Genomic DNA, 23,297 nt, shown 5'->3' with positions numbered 1-23,297 from the left:
GCGGCATCGCCATGAACACTCCCCGTTTGTCCTCCTCCGCTCTCTCGCGGCGCCTCGTGCTTCGCGCCGGCGCCGGTGCCGCCATTGCCGCGGCCGCCATGCCGCTGTTCGCGCAGGCGCGCGCCAAGACCCTGCGCATCGGCTACCAGAAGTTCAACACGCTCAACATCCTCAAGGGCACGGGCCGGCTCGAGCAGGCGCTCGCGCCCGCGGGCGTGAAGGTGGAATGGGCCGAGTTCCTCGGCGGTGCGCAGCTGTCGGAGGCGCTGGCCGCCGGTGCCATCGACTTCGGCCATGCCTCCGACGGCATCGGCGTGTTCCAGCAGGCCAGCGGCAAGGGCCTGGTCTACCTCGCGGCCGAGAGCCCCTACCCCGGCGGCGTCGGCTTCCTGGTGCCGCGCGATTCGCCGATCCGTTCCGTGCGCGACCTCAAGGGCAAGAAGGTGGTCACGGGCCGCGGCTACAACACGCAGTACGTGCTGATCCGTGCGCTCGAGGCCGCGGGCCTGCGCTACGAGGACATCGAGCCGGTCTACATCGTCACCGCCTCCGACACGGTGGCGGCCTACCAGTCGGGCAGCGTGGCGGCCATCGGCCTGTGGGATCCGTTCCTCGCCGGCGCGCAGCAGGCCACCGAATCGCGCCTGCTGTTCGACGGCACCGGCCTCAGCGGCAACCGCACCTACCACTTCGCGCAACCCGAGTTCGCGCGCGCCAATGCCGATCTGCTGCGCACCGTGTTCGCCGAGCTGCGCAAGACCAACGACTGGGCCCAGGGCCATCCGGCCGAGGTGGTGGCCACCCTGGCGCCGCAGCTCAAGGTCGAGCCCAAGGTGCTGGCGCTCGCGACCGAACGGCGTCAATATGGCGTGGTCGCGCTCACGCCGGCCATCGCCCGCGAACAGCAGGGCCTGGCCGACGTGTTCGCGCAGCTCAAGCTCATTCCCAAACCGATCGAGGTGAAGGACGCCTTCCTGGACCTGAACCTCATCTGACACCCCTGTCCGCCTTGACTTCCAGCTCCCACCACGACGTCATCGTCATCGGCCTCGGCGCACTCGGCGCCGCCACGCTCCACCAGCTCTCGCAACGCGGCGCGCGCGTGCTCGGCATCGACCAGTTCGCGCCGCCGCACGAGCTCGGCTCCTCGCATGGCGATTCGCGCATCACGCGGCTCGCGATCGGCGAAGGCGACGAGTGCGTGCCCTTCGTGCAGCGCTCGCACGCCATCTGGCGCGACCTGGAAGCGCGCACCGGCCGTTCGCTGATGACCACCACCGGCGGCCTGGTGCTGGCGCCGCAGGGCCGCGTGGCCGAGCACCACGGCAAGCCCGACTTCGTGCGCCGCACCATCGCCTGCGCCGAGCGCTTCGGCATCGCGCACGAGGTGCTCGACGCGGCCGGCATCCGCGCGCGCTTCCCGCAGTTCCAGCTGCAGGGCGACGAGATCGGCTACCACGAGCGCGAGGCCGGCTTCGTGCGGCCCGAGGCGGCGATCGAGGCCCAGCTCGCGGTGGCGCGAGCCTCGGGCGCGCAGGTGCGCACCGGAGAGAAGGTGCTGGCCGTCGAGCCCGTGGGCAACGGCGACACCGTGCGCGTGCGCACCGAAACAGCGAGCTTCGAGGCCGGACGCGTCGTGGTCGCGGCCGGCGCCTGGCTGCCCGAGTTTCTCGGCCGGCAGGCGCGCGCCGACTGGCAGCGCGACTTCTCGGTGCACCGCCAGGTCATGCACTGGTTCGACACCGGCGCGGCCGCCGCCGACTTCGCGCCCGGCCGCTTTCCGGTCTTCATCTGGATGTTCGGCGACGGGCCCGAGGACTACATGTACGGCTTTCCGTCCTCCGACCCCGCGCAGCCCGCGCTCAAGGTCGCGACCGAGCAGTACGTGGAAGCCACCACGCCCGACGCCATCGACCGCAGCGTGCGGCCCGAGGAAAGCGTCGCGATGTTCCGCGAGCGCGTGGCCGGGCGCTTCCCGCAGATCGAGGGCCGCGCGCTCAAGGCCCGCGCCTGCATGTACACCGTGACGCCCGACCGCCGCTTCGTCATCGACGCGCTCGACGGCCTGCCCGGCGTGCTGGTGGTCTCGGCCTGCTCGGGCCATGGCTTCAAGCACTCGGCCGGGCTCGGCGATGCCATCGCCGATCATGTGCTGGGGCGCGCGAGCACGCTCGACCTCTCGCCCTTTGCCCGCCAGCGGCTGCTGGAGAAGCCGAGCGCCTAGGGCCTGTTAATACCAGGCCCTGGAGCAGCCTCGCGCGATCTTCGGCATCATCGCCGCCGGTTCTTTGTCTGATTCAGGAGCAAGCGCGATGAGATTTCTGGTGGTGGGTGCCGGCGCACTCGGTGGTTATTTCGGTGGCCGCCTGCTGGCGGCGGGACGCGACGTCACTTTCCTGCTGCGCGCGCGGCGCGCAGCGCAGATCGCGGCCACCGGCCTCGTGATCCAGAGCCCGCAGGGCAACCTGCACATTCCCTCGCCGCCCCACGTGCCGGCAGAGAACATTGGCGGCCCCTACGACGTGGTCGTGGTCGGCAGCAAGGCCTACGACCTGGCCTCGACCATGGACTCGTTCGCGCCCGCCGTCGGCCCCGAGACGATGATCCTGCCGCTGCTCAACGGGATGCAGCACATCGACGCCCTGGTCGAGCGCTTCGGCGAGGCGCGCGTGCTCGGCGGCCTGTGCCTGATCTCGGCCACGCTCGACGACGAGGGCCGGGTGCTGCACCTCAACGATTCGCACGGCCTCACCTACGGCGACCGCGCGGGCGGCATCCCGCCGCGCATCCAGGCGATCCAGCAGCAGTTCGAGGGCGCCGGCTTCGAGGCCAAGGCCAGCGACAACGTCTTGCAGGACATGTGGGAGAAGTGGGTCTTCATCGCCTCGATCGCCGGCCTCACCAGCCTGATGCGCGGCGCCATCGGCGACGTGGTCGCCGCGGGCGGCCAGGACGTGGCGCTGGCCCTGTTCGACGAATGCGCCGCCATCGCCGCGCACAACGGCTTCGCGGTGCGCCCCGGCGCCATCGAGCGCGGCCATGCCTTCATGACCGCGGCCGGCTCCCCGATCACCGCCTCGATGTACAAGGACCTCGCGCGCGGCGGCGCCGTCGAGGCCGACCACATCCTGGGCGACCTGCTGAGCCGCGCACCCCAGCCCGCGCCCGCCGTGCCCTCGGTGCTGCGCATCGCCTACGTGCACCTCAAGGCCTACGAGGTGCAGCGCGCCCGCGCGCAGGGCGCGGCGAGCTGAGCCTTTGGCCGGCGCGCGCCGAGTATCTATTCACGAATCCATTCAGCTTCCCGGGTTTCCCCAGCGAAAACCCGCGTGAAGCCGCGCGATTTATCTATTCACCTTGCTATTCACGGGGCCGCCCCGCTGAATGGCAAAGGCGAGCGCGCCCGCCCTGTCAATCCGACTTGAGGATCGTCTCCCCCTTCAACATCCCCATGTCCTGGATGTTGACGCGGTGCCGCTTCCACCCGGCCCAGGTGCGGCGCGGATGCATCGCCGAGATGAAGTAGTACAGCACCTTGAACATGCCCAGCGCGCGCCAGAACGGCGTGCCGCGATAGATGTCGCCAGCCAGCAGCGACATCAGGCCCTCCTTCACGCGGAAGGGATTGCCCGGGTACATGAACATCTCGCGGATCGTCGGGTTGGTCACGCGGTAGATGAACCACGAGTACTCGCGCGGGCCCTTGCGCATCATGGCCTCGAAGTCGGCGCGCGCGCCCGCGTACTCCATTGGGCGGTCGAGTGCCTTGGCCACGGCCTCGGCGCCGTCGAAGGCGCTGTGCATCGCGAGGTAGACGCCCGAGGAGAACATCGGGTCGATGAAGGCGAAGGCGTCGCCCAGCAGCAGGTAGCGGTCGCCGGTGGCATGGGTGCTGGCGTAGGAGAAGTTGCCGGTGGCGTGCACGGCGTCGTCGACCAGCTCGGCGTCCTTCAGGCGCTCGACCAGCACCGGGCACAGCGCGATGGTGTCGTAGAAGAAGTCCTTGAGCGGCTTCTCGCGCGACTTCAGGTAGTAGGGCCAGCAGACCGCGCCCACGCTGGTCGTGCCGTCGGCCAGCGGAATGAACCAGAACCAGCCGTGAGGGAACCAGCAGATGCTGATGTTGCCTTCCTTGCGGCCCTCGAGCCGCTTGGCGTTGCGGAAATGGCCGAACAGCGCGGTGCTGTTGTGCTCGGGGTTCTTCTCCTTGCAGCGGAACTGGTTGGCCAGCAGGGTGTCGCGACCGGTCGCATCGACCACGAAGCGCGCGCGCCAGCTGCGGCGCTCGCCGTCGTCCATCTGCGTGCGCACCGTGGCGCCGTCGGCGTCGAAGCTCACGTCGCGCACCCGGCAGCCCTCGATCGCCTCGGCACCGCGCGCCGCGGCGTTGCGGAACAGCAGCTCGTCGAGCTCCGAGCGGCGCACCTGCCAGGCCGAGTCGAGCGACTTGTCCCAGCCCTCGGCGAAGTCGACGTAGCTGCGGTGCTCGTGCTCGGGCGAGACGAACTCGATGCCGAACTTCGGCATGCCGATCTTCTCGACCTGGTCGCGCACGCCGAGCTTGTCGAACAGCTCGACATTGGCCGGCAGCAGCGATTCGCCGATGTGGAAGCGCGGGTGCTGCGCCTTCTCGAGCAGCACCACCTTGCGGCCCTGCTGGGCGAGCAGCGCGGCCACGGTGGAGCCGGCGGGGCCGCCGCCCACGACGAGCACGTCGCAGGATTCGTCGGTGATCGAGGAGGCGGGAGTGGAAGCGGGAGGCTGGGACATGCGAGGGACAGGCTACGTTGTCGACGACCGCAAAGCATAGCCTGTGCGTCGCGGACTCCGCAAAGTCGGCTAAGCGGCCGCCGCCGCCCGGCGGCACACTGCGGGACATGACCGCCCCCCGCGCCGAACACGACTACCGCGAACGCGTGGCGCGCGCCGTCGCGGCCATCGTGGCCGACCCGATGGCCAACCACCGGCTCGAGGACCTCGCGGCGCTCGCGCATTTCTCGCCCTTCCACTTCCACCGCATCTACCAGAGCGTCGCGGGCGAGACCGTGGCCGCCACGGTGCGGCGCGTGCGGCTCGCCATGGCCACGCGGCTGCTCGTGCGCGGCGGCCAGAGCATCACGGAGGTGGCGCTGGCCGTGGGCTACGAGAGCCCGCAGGCCTTCACGCGCGCCTTCGGCCAGTTCACCGGGCAATCGCCGCGCGAATTCCAGCAGCAGATGCACGCGGTGGTGCTCGACGCGATGCCCGCGGCGCGGGACCGGAGCGACGAGGCGCCGCCCGCCGTGCGGATCGTCGAGCGCCCGGCGCAGCCGGTGCATGCGCTGCGCCACCACGGGCCAGCCTCCACCATCCCGCACACGCACCGGCGGCTGCGCGCCCGGCTGGGCCCGCGCCGCGTGTCGGGCTGGTTCGGCATCTCCTGCGGCAATCCCGAGGCGCGGCCGGATTTCCGCTACTACGTGGCGGCGGCCTCGCCCGATCCCTGGCCGGCCGGCGACACCGAGATCGAGGCCTTCGACATGCCGGGCGGCCTCTACGCGGTGCACACGCTCGCCGGGCCCTACACGCGCATCAACGCCGCCGTCTACGCGCTCTACGCACGCTGGCTGCCCGGCAGCGGCTACGAGCCCGACGACCGACCCACGCTCGAGCACTACCTGAACTCGCCGCGCCAGGTCGCGCCGGCCGCGTTGCGCACCGACCTGCTGATTCCGATCCGTCCCGCCGGCTGATCCCGGCCTTCACTGCCGCCATGAACCTGCTTCGCTACCTTCTTCCCCTCGCGCTCGGCCTGGGGGCGGCCTGCGCCCACGCCGCGGGCTTCAGCACCCTCGAGATACCGGCCGATGCCGACGGCCCGGCGCTGCGCGGCGCGGTATGGACGCCCTGCGCCGCGCCCGACGGCCAGATCCAGCTCGAGCGCAACACCCTGCCCGGCGTGCGCGACTGCCCGATCGCGGGCGACCGGCTGCCGCTGGTGGTGCTGTCGCACGGCTACGGCGGCTCCTTCCTCGGCCACCACGACACGGCCGAGGCGCTCGCGAACGCGGGCTTCGTGGTCGCCGCGATCAACCACTCGGACGACAACTTCCGCATCCGCGGCGGCCCCGAGGACAGCATCGTGGCGCTCGCGACGCGCACCACCGACATCCGCCGCCTGGTCGACCACATGCTCGCGCGCTGGCCCGCGCATGCGCAGCTCGCGCCCGGCAAGGTCGGCTTCTACGGCTTCTCGCGCGGCGGCTACACGGGCCTGGTGCTGATCGGCGCGCGGCCCGATTTCGAGAAGCTGCCGCCGCTGCCCGGCTCGCCCTGCAGCGCGGCGCCGCAAGGCCCGGCCTGCACGGCCATGCGGCAGCGCTTTCGCGCGCTGCTCGCGGCACCGCTGGCGCACGACGAACGCATCCAGGCCGCGGTGATCGCCGATCCGCTCAGCATGCTGTTCGATGCCGGGAGCCTGAAACAGGTGAAGGTGCCGGTGCAGCTCTGGGCCTCGGCATACGGGGGCGATGGCGTCACGCCCGACAACGTGGCGGCCGTGCGGCGCAACCTGCCGGCGGCCCCGGACTGGCGCGTGGCCGACAAGGCCGGCCATTTCGGCTTTCTCGCGCCCTGCTCCGCCGCGCAGCTCGCGGCGAATCCGGAGATCTGCCGCGACGGCCCGGGCTTCGACCGCGTGGCCTTCCATGCGGCCTTCAACGCCGAGGTGCTGGCCTTCTTCAGGCAGCACCTCGGGTCGTCGAATTAGCCCGCGCGCCGCTGGCCCGCGAGCCTTCTCACCACCGCCACGAGCCGGTCGATCTCGTCGAAGGTGTTGTAGAAGGCCAGCGAGGGCCGCACCGTGGTCTCGACACCGAAGCGGCGCAGGATCGGCTGCGCGCAATGGTGGCCGGTGCGCACCGCGATGCCTTCCTCGTTGAGCGCCTGGCCCACCTCCTCGGTGCTGTAGCCGTCGAGCACGAAGGACATCACGCTGGCCTTGTCCGCCGCAGTGCCGATCAGCCGCACGCCGGGGATCGCGCCGAGCTGCGCCATGCCGTAGACCAGCAGGTCGTGCTCGTAGCGCGCGATGTTCTCGATGCCGACCTTGTTGACGTAGTCGATCGCCGCGCCCAGGCCCACAGCGTCGGCGATGTTGCCGGTGCCGGCCTCGAACTTGTTCGGGATCGGCTGGAACACGGTCTTCTCGAAGGTCACGTCGGCGATCATGTTGCCGCCGCCCTGCCACGGCGGCATGTCCTCGAGCACCTCGCGCTTGCCCCACACCACGCCGATGCCGGTCGGGCCGAACACCTTGTGGCCCGAGAACACGAAGAAGTCGGCGCCGATGTCCTGCACGTCCACGCGCATGTGCGAGACCGACTGCGCGCCGTCGACCAGCGCCCGGGCGCCCGCGCGGTGCGCGAGTTCCACGATCTCCTTCACCGGCACCACGGTGCCGAGCGCGTTCGACACCTGGGTCACGGCGACGATCCTGGTGCGGTCGTTGAGCAGCTTGCGGTACTCGTCGAGCAGCACCTGGCCCGAGTCGTCGACCGGGATCACGCGCAGCTTCGCGCCCTTGGCGGCGGCGAGCTGCTGCCACGGCACGATGTTGGCGTGGTGCTCGAGGTTCGAGACGATGATCTCGTCGCCCTCGCCCACGTGCTGGCCGCCCCAGCTCTTGGCCACCAGGTTGATGGCCTCGGTGGTGCCGCGCACGAAGATCACTTCTTCCACCTCGGGCGCGTTGATGAACTTGCGCACGCGCTCCCGCGCGCCTTCGTAGGCGTCGGTGGCGCGCGCGGCCAGCTCGTGCGCCGCGCGGTGGATGTTCGAGTTCTCGTGTTCGTAGAAGTAGGCGATGCGGTCGATCACCGACTGCGGCTTGTGCGTGGTGGCCGCGTTGTCGAACCACACGAGCTGCTTGCCGTTCACGCGCTCCTGCAGGATCGGGAAGTCGCGCCGCACGGCGTTGACGTCGAACGGCGGATGCTGGCCGCTGCCGGCCAGCGGCACCGCCTCGGGTCCGCGCGGATCGGCCTTGGCCGGCGTGACGAAGCCGCTGGGCAGCCGCACCGCGTCGACGAAGTAGAACTGCGCATCGCGGCCGTTGGCCGGTGCCGAGGGCGCGGACGGCGCCACGGCGGGCTCGCGCGACACGGCCAGCGCCGCGAGGTCGGCGAAGGGATCGTGCACCGCGAAGCCGCCGGCACCGGCCGGCTGGCCATGGCTGCCGCCGAGGAAGTAGTACGGCGAGGCGGCGCTCGATGCGGCCTGCGAGGGCTGCACCGGCGGCACGCCGAGCACGTGGCCGCCCGAGCGTGGCTCGAAGGCCGGCGCCACCGACAGCACCGTGTCGGGCACGCCGTTGCCGGCCACCGCATGCGGCAGCAGCGCGGGCGCGCGGTTCGCGAGCGAAGGGAGTTGCGTGGGCGAGGCCGGCAGCAGGTTGGTGCCCGGCACCTGCCCCTGCGGGATCGGCGTGCCCGGAACGCTGGGCCCGAAGCCGGCCGGGCTCACGAGCGGCGAACCCGGCGGCGCGATGTTGGCGGGGAACTGCGCGCCCGGCACCAGCCCGCTGGCGGCCCCCGGTAGCGAAGCCGGCGGCGTGCCCGGCAGCGCGGCGAACATCGCGCTCGCCATGCGCGCCAGCAGCGCCGGATCGAACGGCGCCTCGGCGGACGACGGCACCGAAGGCAGGCCGCCTGGAGTCAGTGGGGAGCTCACCGCGGCTTACTTGTAGGTGTCGGCGTAGTCGTGGTACTTGCCGATCTCCACGTCGTCGAGCACCGCGAGCGCGTCGGTGGTCAGCACTGCGAGCGAGCAGTACAGCGAGATCAGGTAGGAAGCGATCGCATGGTTGTTGATGCCCATGAAACGCACCGACAGGCCCGGGCTCTGTTCCCCCGCGAGGCCCGGCTGGAACAGGCCGACCACGCCCTGGCGCTTGTCGCCCACGCGCAGCAGCAGGATCTTGCTCTTGCCGTCGGCCACCGGCACCTTGTTCGACGGGATCAGCGGAATGCCGCGCCAGGTGATGAACTGCGAGCCGAACAGGCTCACGGTCGGCGGCGGCGTGCCGCGGCGCGTGGCTTCGCGGCCGAAGGCGGCAATCGCCAGCGGGTGCGTGAGGAAGAAGGCCGGCTCCTTCCAGACCTTGGTCAGCAACTCGTCGAGGTCGTCGGGCGTGGGCGCGCCGGTCAGCGGGAAGATGCGCTGCTCTTCGCTGACCTGGGCCAGCAGGCCGTAGTCGGGGTTGTTGATGAGCTCGCTCTCCTGGTTCTCCTTGATCGTCTCGATCGTCAGGCGCAGCTGTTCCTTGATCTGGTCGTGCGGGCTGCTGTAGAGGTCGGAGATGCGGGTGTGCACGTCGAGCACGGTGCTCACGGCATTGAGGTAGTGCTCGCGCGGGTTCTCCTCGTAGTCGACGAAGGTGCGCGGCAGCTGGTTCTCTTCCTCGCGCGAGGTGCAGGTGACCTTGATCGACTCGGGGTTCTTGACCTTGTTGACGCGGTAGATGCCCGCCTCCACCGGCACCCATTGCAGCAGGTGCGTCAGCCAGCGCGGGCTGATGGTCTCGAGCTGGGGAACGGTCTTGGTGGCATTGGCCAACTGCCTTGCGGCGTTGTCGCCGAGCGCGGTGGTTCCACCGACGGTTGCGGTCATGAAGAAAACTCCGATGTGGTCAGGCCCACCGGGTCACCGCGAGCGGTGCCGGCGACTCCGAAAGGCCGTGGGAATGAAGAAAAGGGACGAACGCGACTGACGGCGGGAGTGTCCCGGCGCCAAGGGTTTCCCCTCAACAGGCTATAGCCGCCAAGTTGATCCGGCGTGCCAGGCGCGACTGGCCGAGCTGCTCGCAGCGCGAGAGCAGGTGCACGATGTTGATCTCGAGCGCGGTGGCGAGCTTGTGCGCGGTGACGATCGAAGGGATCACGCGGCCGCGTTCCACCTCGCCCACGTAGGAGCGGTTGAGGTCCGAGCGCTCCGCGAGCTGCTCCTGCGACCAGCCATGGGCCTCGCGCAACTGCCGCACGGCCACTCCGAAATCTTCGACGAATGCATTCATGGTGTGTTCACCCCCTCGGTGCGTTGTTCTTCTGCAGGCTGGCCTGCGTGACGCTCGCGCCCGGCGGCACGTCGTCGGTGATCCAGACATTGCCGCCGATGACGGCGCCCTTGCCGAGCGTGACGCGCCCGAGGATGGTGGCGCCGGCGTAGATCACGACGTCGTCCTCCACCACCGGATGGCGCGGCAGGCCCTTCTGCAGGTTGCCCTCGGTGTCGGTCGGAAAGCGCTTGGCGCCCAGCGTCACGGCCTGGTAGAGCCGCACGCGCTTGCCGATGACCGCGGTCTCGCCGATCACGACACCGGTGCCGTGGTCGATGAAGAAGCCGGCATCGATCCGCGCGCCCGGATGGATGTCGATGCCGGTCTGCCCGTGCGCGAGCTCGGCCACGATGCGCGCCAGCAGCGGCAGGTCGAGGCGGTAGAGCTCGTGCGCGAGCCGGTGATGGATCATCGCGAGCACGCCCGGATAGCACAGCAGCACCTCGTCGACGCTGCGTGCCGCCGGGTCGCCCTGGTAGGCAGCGAGCACGTCGCTGTCGAGCAGCCGGCGCAGCTCGGGCAGACGGTTCGCGAAGCTGCGCACCGCCGCGGTGGCGGCCTCGTCGATCTCGCTGGCGCTGCGCGGTGCGTGGCGCGCATTGAAATGCAGTTCCAGCCGTGCCTGCGTCAGCAGCGCCTGCAAGGCGGCGTCGAGCGTGTGGCCGACATAGAAATCCTCGCTCTCGTGGCGCAGGTCGTGCGGGCCGAGCCGCATCGGAAACAGCGCGCCCTTGAGCGACTCCACGATCTGGGCCAGCGCGTCGCGCGAGGGGAACTCGCGCGCGCCGGGTTCGCGCGAGCGGCGCTGCAGGTCGCGCCACTCGTTGCGCACCGCATGCAGCGCGGCGACGATCTCCGCGACTTCGAAATGGGCCATGGGCCGTTCTTCCTTCCGTGCGTGGGGAGAAATCAGTCCTGCACCCAGGGCAGGCCATGGAAGCGCCAGCCGTCGGAGCCGCCGCGATGCTGCTGCCCGTCGATCTCGCCCTCGAAGCCTTCGAGCACGTTGTAGACCTGCGAGAAGCCGGCCTTGGCGGCCGCCTCGGCCGCGAGCGCCGAGCGCTTGCCGCTGCGGCACAGCAGCAGCGCCACCGCGTCCTTGCCGCCGTCCTTGGCGAGCTTGGCCTCGAGCTCGCGCACGAAGCGCGGATTGCGCGTGAGCGCGGTGCCGGTGGCCCAGGCCACGTGCAGGCTCTCGGACACGTGGCCGACGAACTTGCGTTCCTCGCCCGAACGCACGTCGACCAGCACCGCCTTGCCTTCCTGCACCAGCTGCCAGGCCACGGGCGGCGTCACCCCGCCGGCATAGGGCCAGCCGGCTTCGGCGGCATGGGCGCGCGCCTTCTCGAGCGCTTCGGGCAGGACGAGGTCTTCAACTTCCACGGACATGGTGTGCGGGCTCCTGGTGTGCGTTGCTGTCGGGATGGATGCATGCGCCGTTGGTGGCGATGACCATCACTGTAGGAGCCCGTCCGCGATCCTCAAACGACTGAAAAGTCGATTCTTAACAACCGGGCGTTCTAAGTGCTTTTCGCGCCTCCGGGCGGGACTCTGGCCTACGCCGCGGCCGGCTCCGATCGTGTCTGCTCTGCTCGATGCATATCCGCACCACCCTGGTCCTGGCTGCCGGCTGCGCCGCCGCCACCCTCGCCTGTGCCGACGAACCCAAGCTCCCGGTGAAGACCGACGACGGCACCATCCTCTACGTCGCGCCCAAGATCGCGCCCACCGAGAAATCGGCCGACACCCTCGGCGCGACCATCGGCGTGCAACGCCCCAGCGGCGCCGCGGCCTATGGCGGCATGGACACCTCGGGCTCGCGCCCGATCTATTCGGTGGGCGGCAGCACGGGCGGCAACACCTCGTTCTCGGCCGGCGTCGAATCCGACGGCAAGCAGAACAACGGCGTGAAGGCCGGCATCACGATCAAGTACTGAGATGTCGGAGGCCGACGGCAGAATGACCGCTTTCAGCACCGAGAAGGCACCCACGTGAGCGAGCCCGCCGACCTCCCCGAGATGGTCCTGTGCATTCCAGGCCCCTGGACCGACACCACGGAACTGATCCGCGACCTGATCGCGAACGACAGCGGCTATCTGTTCGCCGGCCGCATCCTGATGTGCGCGCGAACGCGCTTCAGTTGCGAGCTGGTCTTCGAGGGCCCCGACGAGCGCATGCCCCATGCCTTCCGCGCCGCGGCGCCGCACTGGCGCGACACGCCCGAAATGGAGGCCGTCGACGGCCACCGCTCGGTGGTCTACCTGGTCGGCTCCGGCGGCAGCCACGAGAACGCCACTTCGCTGATGGAGGCCGGTGCCGCGCTGGTGCGCGCGGGCGGGCTGGGCGTGAAAGTCGAGAGCACGGGCCTCGCGCACACGCCGGCGGCCTGGCTCGACCACTGCGAGCACCTGCACCTGTTCTTCGCGCACCGGGCGCTGGTGCTCTACCTCACGGGCGAGCCCGTGAGCTCCTGCGGCATGCACAACCTCGGCCTGCGCGACGCGGTCACCGACGGCCAGGACGACATGGCGGCCGCCGTCGAACTGCTGCGTGCGTTCACGCACTACCTCTACGCAGAGGAGCCCGAGATCCGCGCGGGCCAGACCTTCTCGGTCGCGCGCGATGCGCCGGGCTACCGCATCGAGGAAGCGCAGGACCAGCCCTACGGGCCGGACTCGCTGTTCCACAACCCCTACGGTTTCTGGCGCCTCGTCCCGCTCTGAGCCGATGAAAAAAAAGCCCGACGCCATCGCTGGCGCCGGGCCGAGGGGGAATGCGCCACGCGCACTCCAGGGGATTCAGAGCTTGGCGATCGACACTTCGGTGGACTTCACCAGCGCGACGACGTCGGAGCCGACCTTGAGCTGCAGCTCGTCGATCGAGCGCGTGGTGATGACCGAGGTCACGATGCCCCAGGCGGTCTCGACATCGACTTCGGAGACGACGTCGCCGCGGATGATCTCGCGGACCTTGCCCTTGAACTGGTTGCGCACGTTGATGGCTTGGATGGACATGATGGTTCCCTTTGGTTGGATGGTGTGGATGGATGGATCGGTGGATGGAAGGCGTGGCGCTCAGGCGATCTCGGCCACGTCGTCGAACGCGAGCCGGGGCCCGCGCTCGAAGGTGCCGGCATGGTCGGCCACGCCGAGGTTGACGAGGAAGTTGGCGCGCCAGCGACCGTCGGGGAAGAAGGCCTTGTCGACCAGCTCGGCGTTGAAGCCCGACTGCGGCCCGGCATCGAGGCCCAGCGCGCGCGCCGCGAGGATCAGGTAGGCGCCCTGCAGGCTGCTGTTGCGGAACGCCGTGGCCTGCGCCGCCTCGGCGCTCTTCTCGAAGAAGGGCTTGGCGTCGTAGGCCGGGAACAGCACCGGCAGCTGATCGTAGAAGCGCGTGTCGTGCGCCACGATCACGGTCACGCCCGCGGCCAGCGTCTGCGCGGTGTTGCCCGACGACAGCGCGGGCTTGAGCTTCGCCTTGGCCTCCTCGCTGCGCACGAACACGTAGCGCGCGGGCTGGGCGTTGTAGGCCGTCGGGCCCCACTTCAGCAGCTCGTAGAGCTGGCGGATGGTCTCGTCGCTCACGGGCACCGGCTTGAAGGCATGCACGGTGCGCGCCTTGCGAAACAGCTGGTCGAGCGCGGCGTCGGGAATGGATTGCAGTGTTGTCATGGTTTTGCTTTCGCGCTGCCTCAGGCCGCGGCCGCGGCCAGCGCCTGGTCGAGATCGGCGCGCAGGTCGTCGATGTGCTCGATGCCGACCGACAGGCGCACGGTCTCCTCGCTCACGCCGGCGCGCGCGAGTTCCTCGGGCGAGAGCTGGCGGTGCGTGGTCGAGGCCGGATGGGTGGCGAGCGAGCGCACGTCGCCGATGTTGACGAGGCGCGTGAACAGCTTGAGCGCGTCGAGGAACTTCGCGCCCGCCTCGCGGCCGCCCTCGATGCCGAAGGTCAGCACACCGCTGGCCTTGCCGCCCAGGTACTTCTGCGCCAGCGCATGGTCGGGATGGTCCTCGAGCGCCGCGTAGTTGACCCACTTCACCGACTTGTTCGCCTTCAGGTGCCGTGCCACGGCCAGCGCGTTGTCGCTGATGCGCTCCACGCGCAGCGACAGCGTCTCGATGCCCTGCAGGATCAGGAAGGCATTGAACGGCGAGATCGCCGCACCCGTGTTGCGCAGCGGCACCACGCGCGCACGGCCGATGTAGGCGGCCGGGCCGAGCGCGTCGGTGTAGACCACGCCGTGGTAGCTCACGTCGGGTTCGTTCAGGCGCTTGAAGCGCTGCTTGTGCTGCGCCCACGGGAACTTGCCCGAATCGACGATCGCGCCGCCGATGCTGGTGCCGTGGCCGCCGAGGTACTTGGTCAGCGAGTGCACCACGATGTCGGCGCCATGCTCGATCGGCCGGCTCAGGTACGGCGAGGGCACGGTGTTGTCGACGATCAGCGGCACGCCGTGGTGATGGGCGATCTCGGCGATGGCCGCGATGTCGGTCACGTTGCCGGCCGGATTGCCGAGCGACTCGACGAACACCGCCTTGGTCTTCTCGTCGAACAGCTTCTCGAAGCTCGTCGGATCGCGGTGGTCGGCGAAGCGCGTGGTGATGCCGAACTGCGGCAGCGTGTGGGCGAACAGGTTGTAGGTGCCGCCGTAGAGCGCCGTGCTGCTGATGATGTTGTCGCCGGCTTCCGCGATGGTCTGGATCGCGTAGGTCACGGCCGCCTGGCCCGAGGCCAGCGCCAGCGCGGCGATGCCGCCCTCGAGCGCGGCGATGCGCTGCTCGAGCACGTCCTGCGTCGGGTTGTTGATGCGGGTGTAGATGTTGCCCGGCACCTTGAGGTCGAACAGGTCGGCGCCGTGCTGCGCGCTGTCGAAGGCGTAGGCCACCGTCTGGTAGATCGGCGGCGCCACGGCGCGCGTGGTCGGGTCGGGCGAATAGCCGGCGTGCACCGACAGGGTCTCGAATTTCCAGTGTTGCGACATGCGAAGCCTTTCAGATGGGAGGAAGGAACGCTCAGATCGCCCAGCGCAGTTCGTGCGCGGGCTTGCCGAGCCAGCTTGCTTCGGCGCCGCTTTCAGCCTCTTCGGTTGCCCCGGGCTTTTGCAGCACCCTGTCGAGGATGCGTTTTTCGATGGCCGCGAAGGCCGGGTCGCCCTGCGAGCGCGGACGCGCGAGGGCGATGTTCTCGTCGAGCGCGATGCGCCCGTCTTCGATCAGGATCACGCGGTCGGCCAGCGCCACCGCTTCCTGCACGTCGTGCGTGACCAGCAGCGCGGTGAAGCGGTGGCGCTGCCACAGGTTCTCGATCAGCCGGTGCATCTCGATGCGCGTGAGCGCGTCGAGCGCGCCCAGCGGCTCGTCGAGCAGCAGCAGCCGCGGGTGGTGCACCAGCGCGCGCGCCAGGGCCACGCGCTGGCGCTGGCCGCCCGACAGGCGCGCCGGCCATTCGTTCTCGCGGTCGGCCAGGCCGACGTGCGCCAGCACTTCCTTGCCGCGCGCCCTGGCGTCCTTCGACAGGCCCAGCGTCACGTTGTCGAGCACGCGGCGCCAGGGCAGCAGGCGCGCCTCCTGGAACATGATCCGGGTGTCGTCGTGCAGGCCGCTGACCGGCTTGCCGTCGGTGTAGAGCGCGCCGGACGAGGCCTCCTCGAGGCCGGCGATCAGGCGCAGCAGCGTGCTCTTGCCGCAGCCGCTGCGGCCCACGATGGCGATGAACTGGCCCGGCTCGATCGCGAGCTGCGTGTTGCGCAGCACCTCGCGTTCGCCGTAGCGCTTGTGCAGGCCGCGCACTTCCAGGCGCACGCCGCCGGGGATCGCCAGCGGCGCGTCGTTCTGCGGTCGGTCGAGGACGGCACTCATCTCAGGCTCCAGGCTTGAACAGCGCCACGTCGAGCGCATTGATTTTCTTGGGCAGCAGCTTCTCGGCCAGGAAGGCGTCGGCGATGCGCTGCTGCTCGCCGAGCACCTCGGGCACCACCGGCCGCACCGCGTAGCTGCGGCGGCCGTTGGCCTGCTCGATGGTGGCGGCGTCGAGGCCCCACACGGGCGACAGCAGCGCGGCCGCCTCCCTGGGGTTCTGCTTGACCCACCGGCCGGTCTTCTCGAGCTCGGCATAGACCACGCGCAGCACGTCGGGCCGCGCCTTCGCGAACTTGGTGCTCGCGAGGTAGTAGCGCTGATAGGACGCGATGCCCGCGCCGTCGGCCAGCACGCGCACCTTCGACTGGCGCTGCGCGGCGGCGAGGAACGGGTCCCACACCACCCAGGCGTCGATCGCGCCCTTCTCGAAGGCGGCACGGCCGTCGGCCGGCGTCAGGTAGGCGGGCTCGATGTCCTTGAACGAGAGGCCGGCCTTGTCGAGCGCGGCGATCAGCAGGTAGTGCGCGCCGGCCGCTTTCGCGAAGCCGACCTTCTTGCCTTTCAGATCGGCCACGGTCCTGAGCGGCGAGTCCTCGCGCACCAGGATCGCCTGCGCCGCGGGCGACGGCGCTTCCTGCGCGATGAAGGTCAGCTCGGCACCGGCCGCCTGCGCGAACACCGGCACGGTGTCGGCCACGTCGGCGCTGATGTCGAGGTTGTCGAGGTTCAGCGCCTCGAGCAGCGGCAGGCCGCTGGTGAACTCGTGCCAGCTCAGGGTGGCGTTGAGCGGCGCGAGTTGCTTCTCGAGCACGCCCTGCGCCTTGAGCACCGCGATCAATGTCGATGACTTCTGGTAGCCCAGGCGCACGGTGGCGGGCCGCGCGGCCGTGCCCTGCGCGAAGGCGCCGGGCGTGCCCGTCAGGCCGAGCACGCCGGCTGCGCCGAGCGTCGCGATCGCCTGGCGGCGGGAGATGGTCGTGTGCGTCATTCCCCTGCCCTCACTTCGTCGTCTTCTTCTGGTAGCCCGGATGCCAGCGCAACCACCACTGCTCGAGGCCGCGCGCGAACAGGTCGGCCAGCTTGCCGAGCAGCGCGTACAGCAGGATGCCCACCAGCACGATGTCGGTCTGCAGGAACTCGCGCGCGTTCATCGTCAGGTAGCCGATGCCGGCCTGCGCCGAGATGGTCTCGGCCACGATCAGGATCACCCACATCAGGCCCAGCGAGAAGCGCAGGCCGACCAGGATCGAGGACAGCGCGCCCGGCAGGATCACCTCGCGGTACAGCTGCCAGCGCGTGAGGCCGTAGGTGCGGCCCATCTCGATCAGCTGCGGATCGACGTTGCGGATGCCGTGGAAGGTGTTGAGGTAGATCGGGAAGAACACCGACACCGAGATCAGGAACAGCTTGGCCGACTCGTCGATACCGAACCACAGGATCACCAGCGGGATCAGCGCCAGCGCCGGGATGTTGCGCACCATCTGGATGGTGGAATCGAGCAGCGTCTCGAAGAACTTGACCGAGCCCGTGAGCAGGCCCAGCGCCAGCCCGGCGCCGCCGCCGATGGCCAGCCCCGCGAGCGCGCGGCCCGCGCTGACCTTCACGTGCGTCCACAGCTCGCCCGACACCGTGAGGTTCCATGCAGCCTTCACCACGTCGACCGGCGCCGGCAGCACGCGGGTGCTGAGCCAGCCCAGCGACGACGCGATCTGCCACACCACGATCAGCCCCACGGGCACCAGCCACGGCACCAGCCGCCTGGCGACATTGAGGCCGAAGCCACGCAGCGCGGAGCCCGCGCCCTCGGCCGGCGCGACCGCCGGCAGTTCCTGAACCTGTTCCGTCATGGCGTGTCCTTCAGCTTTGCGAGACGAGGCGCGAAGGCGCGTCGAGGTTGGCGACGACTTCGCCGAAGGGCCCGCTCAGCGAGCCACCGGCCAGCCGTGCCTTGGCCTTGCGCGAGAGCAGCGGGAACACCAGCTCGGCGAAGCGGTAGGCCTCCTCGAGGTGCGGGTAGCCCGAGAGAATGAAGCGGTCGAGCCCGAGCGCGGCGTATTCCTCGATGCGCGCGGCCACGGTCTTGGCGTCGCCGACCAGCGCCGTGCCGGCACCGCCACGCACCAGCCCCACGCCGGCCCAGAGGTTGGGCGCGATCTCGAGTTCGGCGCGCGTGCGCCTGGCGCCGCCCGCATGCAGCGCGGCCATGCGGCGCTGGCCTTCGGAGTCCATGCGCGCGAAGGCGGCCTGGGCGCGGATCACGGTCTCGTCGTCGACGCGGCTGATCAGGTCCTCGGCGGCCTTCCAGGCGGCCTCTTCGGTCTCGCGCACGATCACGTGCAGCCGGATGCCGAACTGCACCTGGCGGCCCTGGCGCTCGGCGCGCGCGCGCACGTCGGCGAGCTTCTTCGCCACCTCGGCCGGCGGTTCGCCCCACGTGAGATAGGCATCGACCTGCTCGGCCGCGAGCTCGTGGGCCGCGGCCGACGAGCCGCCGAACCACACCGGCGGATGCGGTTTCTGCACCGGCGGATAGAGCAGCTTGGCGCCCTTCACGCTCAGGTGCTTGCCTTCGTAGTCGAAGGCCTGGCCGTCGTGGCTGCGCGCGAGGATCTCGCGCCAGATGCGGATGAACTCGGCCGACTGTTCGTAGCGCGCGGCATGGTCGAGGTAGACGCCGTCGCCCTCGAGCTCGGCCTGGTCGCCGCCGGTCACGAGGTTCACCAGCAGGCGTCCGTTCGAGAGCCGGTCGAAGGTCGCGGCCATGCGCGCGGCCAGGCTGGGCTGGTGCAGGCCGGGTCGCACCGCGACCAGGAACTTGAGCTTCTTCGTCGCACCGATCAGGCTCGAGGCGATCACCCACGGGTCCTCGCATGAGCGACCGGTCGGGATTAGCACGCCCTCGTAGCCGAGATGGTCGGCCGCGCCCGCGATCTGCTGCAGGTAGTCGAGGTCGACCGGGCGCGCGCCTTCGCTGGTGCCGAGGTAGCGGCTGTCGCCGTGCGTGGGCAGGAACCAGAAGATCTGCATCACGCGATCCCCGTGGCGGCTTCGAGCACGTTGATCTTCTTCGGGATCAGCTTGAGATCGAAGAAGGTGTCGGCGATCTTCTGCTGCTCGCCGAGGATGGCCTTGGTGATCGGCGTGGTGCCGTAGGCGGTGCGCGCCACCGTGAGGTCGGCCACCGGCTTGGGCAGGCCCCACAGCGCGGCCAGTTCGGTCGCGAGCTCGCCGCGGTTGGCCGAGCCCCAGGCGTCGACCTTGTTGAGTTCCTCGATCGCGATCGCCACCACGTCGGCGTTCTTCGCCGCGTAGTCGAGCGACGAGAAGTAGTAGGCGCGGTTGCCCACCACGCCGGTGGCGTCGGCCAGCACGCGCGCCTCGAGCGTCTTCTCGGCCGCGGCCAGGAACGGGTCCCAGATCACCCAGGCGTCGATCGAGCCCTTCTCGAAGGCCGCGCGCGCATCGGCCGGCGGCAGGTAGACCAGGTTCAGGTCGGCATACGAGAGGCCGTGCTTCTCGAACAGCTTGACGATGAAGTAGTGGACGTTCGAGCCCTTGTTGAGCGCGATCTTCCTGCCCTTGAGTTCGGCCACCGTCTTGATGGCCGAGCCCTTGGGCACCAGCACCGCTTCCGACTGCGGACGCGGCACCGTGGCACCCACGTAGGCCAGCGGCGCGCCGGCGGCCTGCGCGAAGATCGGCGGCGCCTCGCCCACGTCGCCGAAGTCGATCGAGCCGACGTTCAGCGCCTCGAGCTGCACCGGGCCGGCCGTGAACTCGGTCCACTTGAGGCTCACGCCCAAAGGCGCGAGGCGCTTCTCGAGCGTGCCGCGGCCCTTGAGGATGTTGAGCAGGCCCTTCTGGTTGCCGATGCGGAACTGGCGCGCGGGCGCCTGCGCCAGCGCACCGAAGGCGGAGGGCAGCGCGATGGCGGCGGCGGCGCCCTGCAGCAGGCGGCGGCGCGGGAAGGAGATGGTGGTCATGGCGGGTGTGGCTTGCGAAAGATGAAGGGGACCGGTGCTCAGGGCTGGGCCGCGACGACGGCGTCGCTGACCTTGATCGGCTTGGGAATCAGCTTGAGCGCGTAGAAGGTGTCGGCGATGCGCTGCTGGTCGGCGGCGACCTCGGGCGTGATCGGCTTCACGTTGAACTCGTAGCGGCGCAGCGCGAGCTCGACCACGTCGACCGGCAGGCCCTGCAGCGGCGCGATCAGCTCGGCCGCCTGGCGCAGGTTCTTCTTGAGCCAGATGCCCTGGGCCACCGAGTCCTCGAACAGGGCCTCGATCACCTTCGGGTTGTTCTTCACGAAGCCGCGCTCGCCCAGGTAGTACTGGTAGTTGCTGACCACGCCCGGCGTGCCGTCGGCGAGCACGCGCGCGCCGGTGGCCTTCTCGGCCGCGGCCTGGAACGGATCCCAGATCACCCAGGCGTCGACGTTCCTGCTCTCGAAGGCGGCGCGGCCATCGGCCGGTGCCAGGTACACCGGCTGGATGTCGCTGAACTTCAGGCCGTTCTTCTCGAGCTGCTTCACGAGCAGGTAGTGCACGTTGCTGCCCTTGTTGAGCGCGACCTTCCTGCCCTTGAGGTCGGCCACCGACTGGATCGGCGAATCCTTGGTGACCAGGATCGCCTCGGCGCGCGGCGCGGCCGGGTCGTAGCCGAAGTAGACGAACTTGGCGCCCGCGGCCTGCGCGAAGATCGGCGGCGCCTCGCCCACGTAGCCGACGTCGACGGCGCCGACGTTCAGGCCCTCGAGCAGCTGCGGGCCGGCCGGGAACTCGACCCACTTCACGCCCACGCCCAGCGGCGCGAGGCGCTTCTCGAGCGAGCCCTGCGCCTTCTGCAGCACGAACAGGCTGGCCGATTTCTGGTAGCCGATGCGCAGCTCCTTGGCGGCGCCGGCCTTGCCCTGCGCATGCGCGGAGGTGGCGGACAGGAAGCTCACGATCAGTGCGATCGCGGCGACCACGACGATGCTGACGGCGAGGTCGCGCAATGCGCGCCAGAGCGAGCGCGGCGGCACGTCGAGCACGGAGTCTTCGGTGGCAACGGGGTTCATGCGGGGTGGTCCTTGGACTGGATCGAAACTGGAGGCGAAGCCATCCCTCGCGGCGCGAATCGCCGCGTTCGGAATGGTCGGGAATGGGATGAAGCGGTGGTGGCGGCCGGGTCGTGCGCCGGCCGGCTTCAGACGCTACATCGCACGCGCGAGAACGGCACCGGCTCGAAGCCGTGTGTCGCCGGCAGCTTCAGCCCCTCGGTGACCAGCACCTCGACGGCCTCGTTGAGCCGCTCCGCCAGGTCGTTGTGCACCTGGTAGGCGTTCTCGGGCGTCAGCGCGATCTGCGAATCGCTCGCGTAGACGCCCGGCAGGATGTGGCGCGCCGACAGCGACTGCAGCACGGGCCGCAGCGCGTAGTCGAGCGCGAGCATGTGATGCGGGCTGCCGCCGGTGGCCAGCGGCAGCACCGTCTTGCCCTTGAGCGCGTTCTGCGCCAGCAGGTCGAGGAAGACCTTGAGCACGCCGCTGTAGGCGGCCTTGTAGACCGGCGTGGCCACCACGATGGCGCGGGCTCGCGTCACCTGGGCGATGGCCTGCACGATGGCCGGATGGTTCCAGTCCGCCAGCAGCAGCGCCTGCGCCGGCAGGTCGCGGATCGCGAGCCGTTCGATCTGCGCATGGCGCCGCGCCAGGCGCTCGGCCACCGCGTCGAGCAAGGCGGTGGAGCGCGAAGGCGCCGAGGGGCTGCCGGCAATCAGGAGAACGGACACGGAAGGCTTTCGGGTGGCGGTATCGGGAGGGTCGAAGCGAACCGGTCCCCGGCATCCGCCGCAGCGGGCGCCATCGGGGTCGGTCGCCGCGGGGTGAATGCCGCGCTTACTTCTGCTTGGCGGTGTAGATCTGGTCGAACGAGGCGCCGTCGGCGAAGTGGTCCTTGTCCGCCTTGCCCCAGCCGCCGAAGGCCTGGTCGATGGTCACCAGCGTCAGCTTGGGGAACTGCTTCTCGTACTTGGCCTTCGCCTTGTCCGAGGTCGGGCGGTAGAAGTTGCGGCCGGCGATGTCCTGGCCTTCGTCGGAATACAGGTACTTCAGGTATTCCTCGGCCACGGCGCGCGTGCCCTTCTTGTCGACCACCTTGTCGACCACCGCCACGGTGGGTTCGGCCAGGATGGAGATCGACGGCACCACGATCTCGAACTTCTCGGGGCCGAATTCCTTCAGCGCCAGGAAGGCTTCGTTCTCCCAGGCCAGCAGCACGTCGCCGACGCCGCGCTGGACGAAGGTGATGGTCGAGCCGCGCGCGCCGGTGTCGAGCACGGGCACGTTCTTGAACAGGTTGCCCACGTATTCCTTGGCCTTGGCATCGCCGCCGTACTTGCGCTTGGCGAATTCCCAGGCCGCGAGGTAGTTCCAGCGGGCGCCGCCCGAGGTCTTGGGGTTGGGGGTGATCACCTGCACGCCGGGCTTGACCAGGTCGTCCCAGTCCTTCAGGCCCTTGGGATTGCCCTTCTTCACCAGGAACACGATGGTCGAGGTGTAGGGCGCCGAGTTGTGCGGCAGGCGCTTCTGCCAGTCGGCCTTGAGCAGGCCGCCGTGGGTCACCAGCGCGTCGACGTCGCCGCCAAGGGCCAGCGTGGCCACGTCGGCGTCGATGCCGTCGATGATCGAGCGGGCCTGCTTGCCCGAGCCGCCGTGCGACTGCTTGATCGTCACGTCCTGGCCGGTCTTGCCCTTCCAGTACTTGGCGAAGGCCTGGTTGTAGTCCACGTACAGCTCGCGCGTGGGGTCGTAGGAGACGTTCAGCAGCGTCACCGGGCCGGCGGCGCTGCCCTGTGCAAACGCCGGCAGCGCCGACAGGGCCATGGCGCCGGCCACGCCGGCACCGAGGGAAAGCTTGATAAAGTCGCGGCGGAGGCTCATGGTGTTGTCTTCGAATGGCATATCAATGAAGCTGCGTATTCTCAATACGACATATAGGAACTGGAACGACCAAGTTTTCAGTTCTAAATAGCTAAATCAACTAAGAGCAGCTTTTTCGCGCTCCCCCACCCAAAGGCAATCGACATGGCACGCATGATTCAGTGCATCAAGCTCGGCAAGGAAGCCGAAGGCCTCGACTTCCCGCCCTATCCCGGCGAACTCGGCAAGCGCATCTGGGAGAGCGTCAGCAAGGAAGCCTGGGCCGCCTGGCTCAAGCAGCAGACCATGCTGGTGAACGAGAACCGCCTGAACCTCGCCGACCAGCGCGCCCGCCAGTACCTGGCACGCCAGATGGAGAAGCACTTCTTCGGCGAGGGCGCCGACGTCGCCCAGGGCTACGTCCCGCCGTCGGCCTGAGGCCGCG

At 69.6% G+C, this 23,297-nt stretch carries 25 protein-coding genes; 8 read left to right on the top strand and 17 right to left on the bottom strand.

What is annotated here, in order from left to right; all coding sequences use genetic code 11:
• The first annotated feature begins 11 nt into the window (after positions 1–11).
• The 3 genes from BM109_RS06605 to BM109_RS06595 all read left to right on the top strand — a co-directional run bounded on the left by BM109_RS06605 (position 12) and on the right by BM109_RS06595 (position 3,254).
• Positions 12–995 (top strand): aliphatic sulfonate ABC transporter substrate-binding protein, encoded by a 984-nt coding sequence (locus BM109_RS06605; RefSeq protein WP_093341550.1) that lies wholly within the window; start codon positions 12–14, stop codon positions 993–995.
• Positions 996–1,009: 14 nt separating this feature from the next.
• Entirely contained in the window at positions 1,010–2,224 is a 1,215-nt protein-coding gene (gene solA, locus BM109_RS06600) for an N-methyl-L-tryptophan oxidase (protein WP_218159361.1), read from the top strand.
• An 88-nt stretch (positions 2,225–2,312) separates the two neighbouring features.
• On the top strand, positions 2,313–3,254 hold the full coding sequence (locus BM109_RS06595; RefSeq protein ID WP_093341548.1) for a ketopantoate reductase family protein: 942 nt from the start codon (positions 2,313–2,315) through the stop codon (positions 3,252–3,254).
• A gap of 157 nt (positions 3,255–3,411) precedes the next feature.
• Here BM109_RS06595 and BM109_RS06590 read toward each other — a convergent pair whose 3' ends face one another.
• The gene (locus BM109_RS06590) at positions 3,412–4,770 is read right to left on the bottom strand and encodes an NAD(P)/FAD-dependent oxidoreductase (protein ID WP_093341547.1); all 1,359 of its coding nucleotides are present in this window, start codon (positions 4,768–4,770) and stop codon (positions 3,412–3,414) included.
• Between the two features lie 107 nt (positions 4,771–4,877).
• Between BM109_RS06590 and BM109_RS06585 the strand changes: the two genes are divergently transcribed.
• Both BM109_RS06585 and BM109_RS06580 read left to right on the top strand, forming a co-directional pair.
• Positions 4,878–5,732, top strand: coding sequence for an AraC family transcriptional regulator (locus BM109_RS06585; RefSeq protein ID WP_093341545.1), 855 nt, complete (start codon positions 4,878–4,880; stop codon positions 5,730–5,732).
• A gap of 20 nt (positions 5,733–5,752) precedes the next feature.
• Positions 5,753–6,748, top strand: coding sequence for an alpha/beta hydrolase family protein (locus BM109_RS06580; protein WP_093341544.1), 996 nt, complete (start codon positions 5,753–5,755; stop codon positions 6,746–6,748).
• Here the strand turns inward: BM109_RS06580 and BM109_RS06575 are convergent.
• The 5 genes from BM109_RS06575 to BM109_RS06555 form a co-directional block, all read right to left on the bottom strand.
• The gene (locus BM109_RS06575; protein WP_256222463.1) at positions 6,745–8,625 is read right to left on the bottom strand and encodes a family 2A encapsulin nanocompartment cargo protein cysteine desulfurase; all 1,881 of its coding nucleotides are present in this window, start codon (positions 8,623–8,625) and stop codon (positions 6,745–6,747) included. The genes BM109_RS06580 and BM109_RS06575 overlap by 4 nt on opposite strands.
• A gap of 90 nt (positions 8,626–8,715) precedes the next feature.
• On the bottom strand, positions 8,716–9,648 hold the full coding sequence (locus tag BM109_RS06570) for a family 2A encapsulin nanocompartment shell protein (protein WP_093341542.1): 933 nt from the start codon (positions 9,646–9,648) through the stop codon (positions 8,716–8,718).
• A 133-nt stretch (positions 9,649–9,781) separates the two neighbouring features.
• Positions 9,782–10,051, bottom strand: coding sequence for a helix-turn-helix domain-containing protein (locus BM109_RS06565; protein ID WP_057593379.1), 270 nt, complete (start codon positions 10,049–10,051; stop codon positions 9,782–9,784).
• Positions 10,052–10,058: 7 nt separating this feature from the next.
• Positions 10,059–10,970 (bottom strand): serine O-acetyltransferase EpsC, encoded by a 912-nt coding sequence (gene epsC / locus BM109_RS06560; RefSeq protein WP_093341541.1) that lies wholly within the window; start codon positions 10,968–10,970, stop codon positions 10,059–10,061.
• A 32-nt stretch (positions 10,971–11,002) separates the two neighbouring features.
• Complete coding sequence (locus BM109_RS06555; RefSeq protein WP_093341540.1) at positions 11,003–11,482, bottom strand: rhodanese-like domain-containing protein; 480 nt, start codon at positions 11,480–11,482, stop codon at positions 11,003–11,005.
• A 206-nt stretch (positions 11,483–11,688) separates the two neighbouring features.
• Here BM109_RS06555 and BM109_RS06550 point away from each other — a divergent pair, with 206 nt between their 5' ends.
• Together BM109_RS06550 and BM109_RS06545 are read left to right on the top strand one after the other, a co-directional pair.
• The gene (locus BM109_RS06550) at positions 11,689–12,030 is read left to right on the top strand and encodes a hypothetical protein (RefSeq protein ID WP_093341538.1); all 342 of its coding nucleotides are present in this window, start codon (positions 11,689–11,691) and stop codon (positions 12,028–12,030) included.
• Between the two features lie 54 nt (positions 12,031–12,084).
• Entirely contained in the window at positions 12,085–12,816 is a 732-nt protein-coding gene (locus BM109_RS06545) for a DUF4261 domain-containing protein (protein WP_218159360.1), read from the top strand.
• Positions 12,817–12,891: 75 nt separating this feature from the next.
• Here the strand turns inward: BM109_RS06545 and BM109_RS06540 are convergent, their stop codons facing one another.
• From BM109_RS06540 to BM109_RS06490, 11 genes are all read right to left on the bottom strand, one after another.
• Entirely contained in the window at positions 12,892–13,107 is a 216-nt protein-coding gene (locus tag BM109_RS06540) for a TOBE domain-containing protein (protein WP_042579699.1), read from the bottom strand.
• Between the two features lie 60 nt (positions 13,108–13,167).
• The gene (locus tag BM109_RS06535) at positions 13,168–13,764 is read right to left on the bottom strand and encodes a malonic semialdehyde reductase (RefSeq protein ID WP_093341537.1); all 597 of its coding nucleotides are present in this window, start codon (positions 13,762–13,764) and stop codon (positions 13,168–13,170) included.
• 20 nt (positions 13,765–13,784) lie between these two features.
• Complete coding sequence (locus tag BM109_RS06530; protein WP_093341535.1) at positions 13,785–15,074, bottom strand: O-acetylhomoserine aminocarboxypropyltransferase/cysteine synthase family protein; 1,290 nt, start codon at positions 15,072–15,074, stop codon at positions 13,785–13,787.
• A gap of 31 nt (positions 15,075–15,105) precedes the next feature.
• Positions 15,106–15,951, bottom strand: coding sequence for an ATP-binding cassette domain-containing protein (locus tag BM109_RS06525; RefSeq protein WP_093341533.1), 846 nt, complete (start codon positions 15,949–15,951; stop codon positions 15,106–15,108).
• 1 nt (position 15,952) lies between these two features.
• Entirely contained in the window at positions 15,953–16,939 is a 987-nt protein-coding gene (locus tag BM109_RS06520) for an aliphatic sulfonate ABC transporter substrate-binding protein (protein ID WP_093341531.1), read from the bottom strand.
• Positions 16,940–16,949: 10 nt separating this feature from the next.
• Positions 16,950–17,798: an aliphatic sulfonate ABC transporter permease SsuC gene (gene ssuC, locus BM109_RS06515; RefSeq protein ID WP_057593388.1), complete on the bottom strand. Its 849-nt coding sequence runs from the start codon at positions 17,796–17,798 to the stop codon at positions 16,950–16,952.
• Between the two features lie 10 nt (positions 17,799–17,808).
• A complete protein-coding gene (ssuD, locus tag BM109_RS06510) occupies positions 17,809–18,978 on the bottom strand; it encodes an FMNH2-dependent alkanesulfonate monooxygenase (RefSeq protein WP_093341529.1) in 1,170 nt (389 codons plus the stop codon).
• Positions 18,978–19,934, bottom strand: coding sequence for a sulfonate ABC transporter substrate-binding protein (locus BM109_RS06505; RefSeq protein ID WP_093341527.1), 957 nt, complete (start codon positions 19,932–19,934; stop codon positions 18,978–18,980). The genes ssuD and BM109_RS06505 overlap by 1 nt, the downstream gene beginning before the upstream one ends.
• Before the next feature lie 38 nt (positions 19,935–19,972).
• Positions 19,973–21,010, bottom strand: a complete 1,038-nt coding sequence (locus tag BM109_RS06500) for a sulfonate ABC transporter substrate-binding protein (protein WP_093341524.1) — start codon at positions 21,008–21,010, stop codon at positions 19,973–19,975.
• 128 nt (positions 21,011–21,138) lie between these two features.
• On the bottom strand, positions 21,139–21,723 hold the full coding sequence (gene ssuE / locus BM109_RS06495; RefSeq protein WP_093341522.1) for an NADPH-dependent FMN reductase: 585 nt from the start codon (positions 21,721–21,723) through the stop codon (positions 21,139–21,141).
• Between the two features lie 106 nt (positions 21,724–21,829).
• On the bottom strand, positions 21,830–22,873 hold the full coding sequence (locus tag BM109_RS06490) for a sulfate ABC transporter substrate-binding protein (RefSeq protein ID WP_093342412.1): 1,044 nt from the start codon (positions 22,871–22,873) through the stop codon (positions 21,830–21,832).
• Between the two features lie 144 nt (positions 22,874–23,017).
• Here BM109_RS06490 and BM109_RS06485 point away from each other — a divergent pair, with 144 nt between their 5' ends.
• Complete coding sequence (locus tag BM109_RS06485; protein WP_093341520.1) at positions 23,018–23,290, top strand: oxidative damage protection protein; 273 nt, start codon at positions 23,018–23,020, stop codon at positions 23,288–23,290.
• The last annotated feature ends 7 nt before the right edge of the window (positions 23,291–23,297 follow it).

The sequence above is a fragment of the Variovorax sp. PDC80 genome (assembly GCF_900115375.1).
In the GTDB taxonomy this organism is placed as follows: domain Bacteria; phylum Pseudomonadota; class Gammaproteobacteria; order Burkholderiales; family Burkholderiaceae_C; genus Variovorax.
The sequence above is the reverse complement of the archived record's forward strand: the minus strand, read 5'-3'. Positions and strand labels throughout refer to the sequence as shown.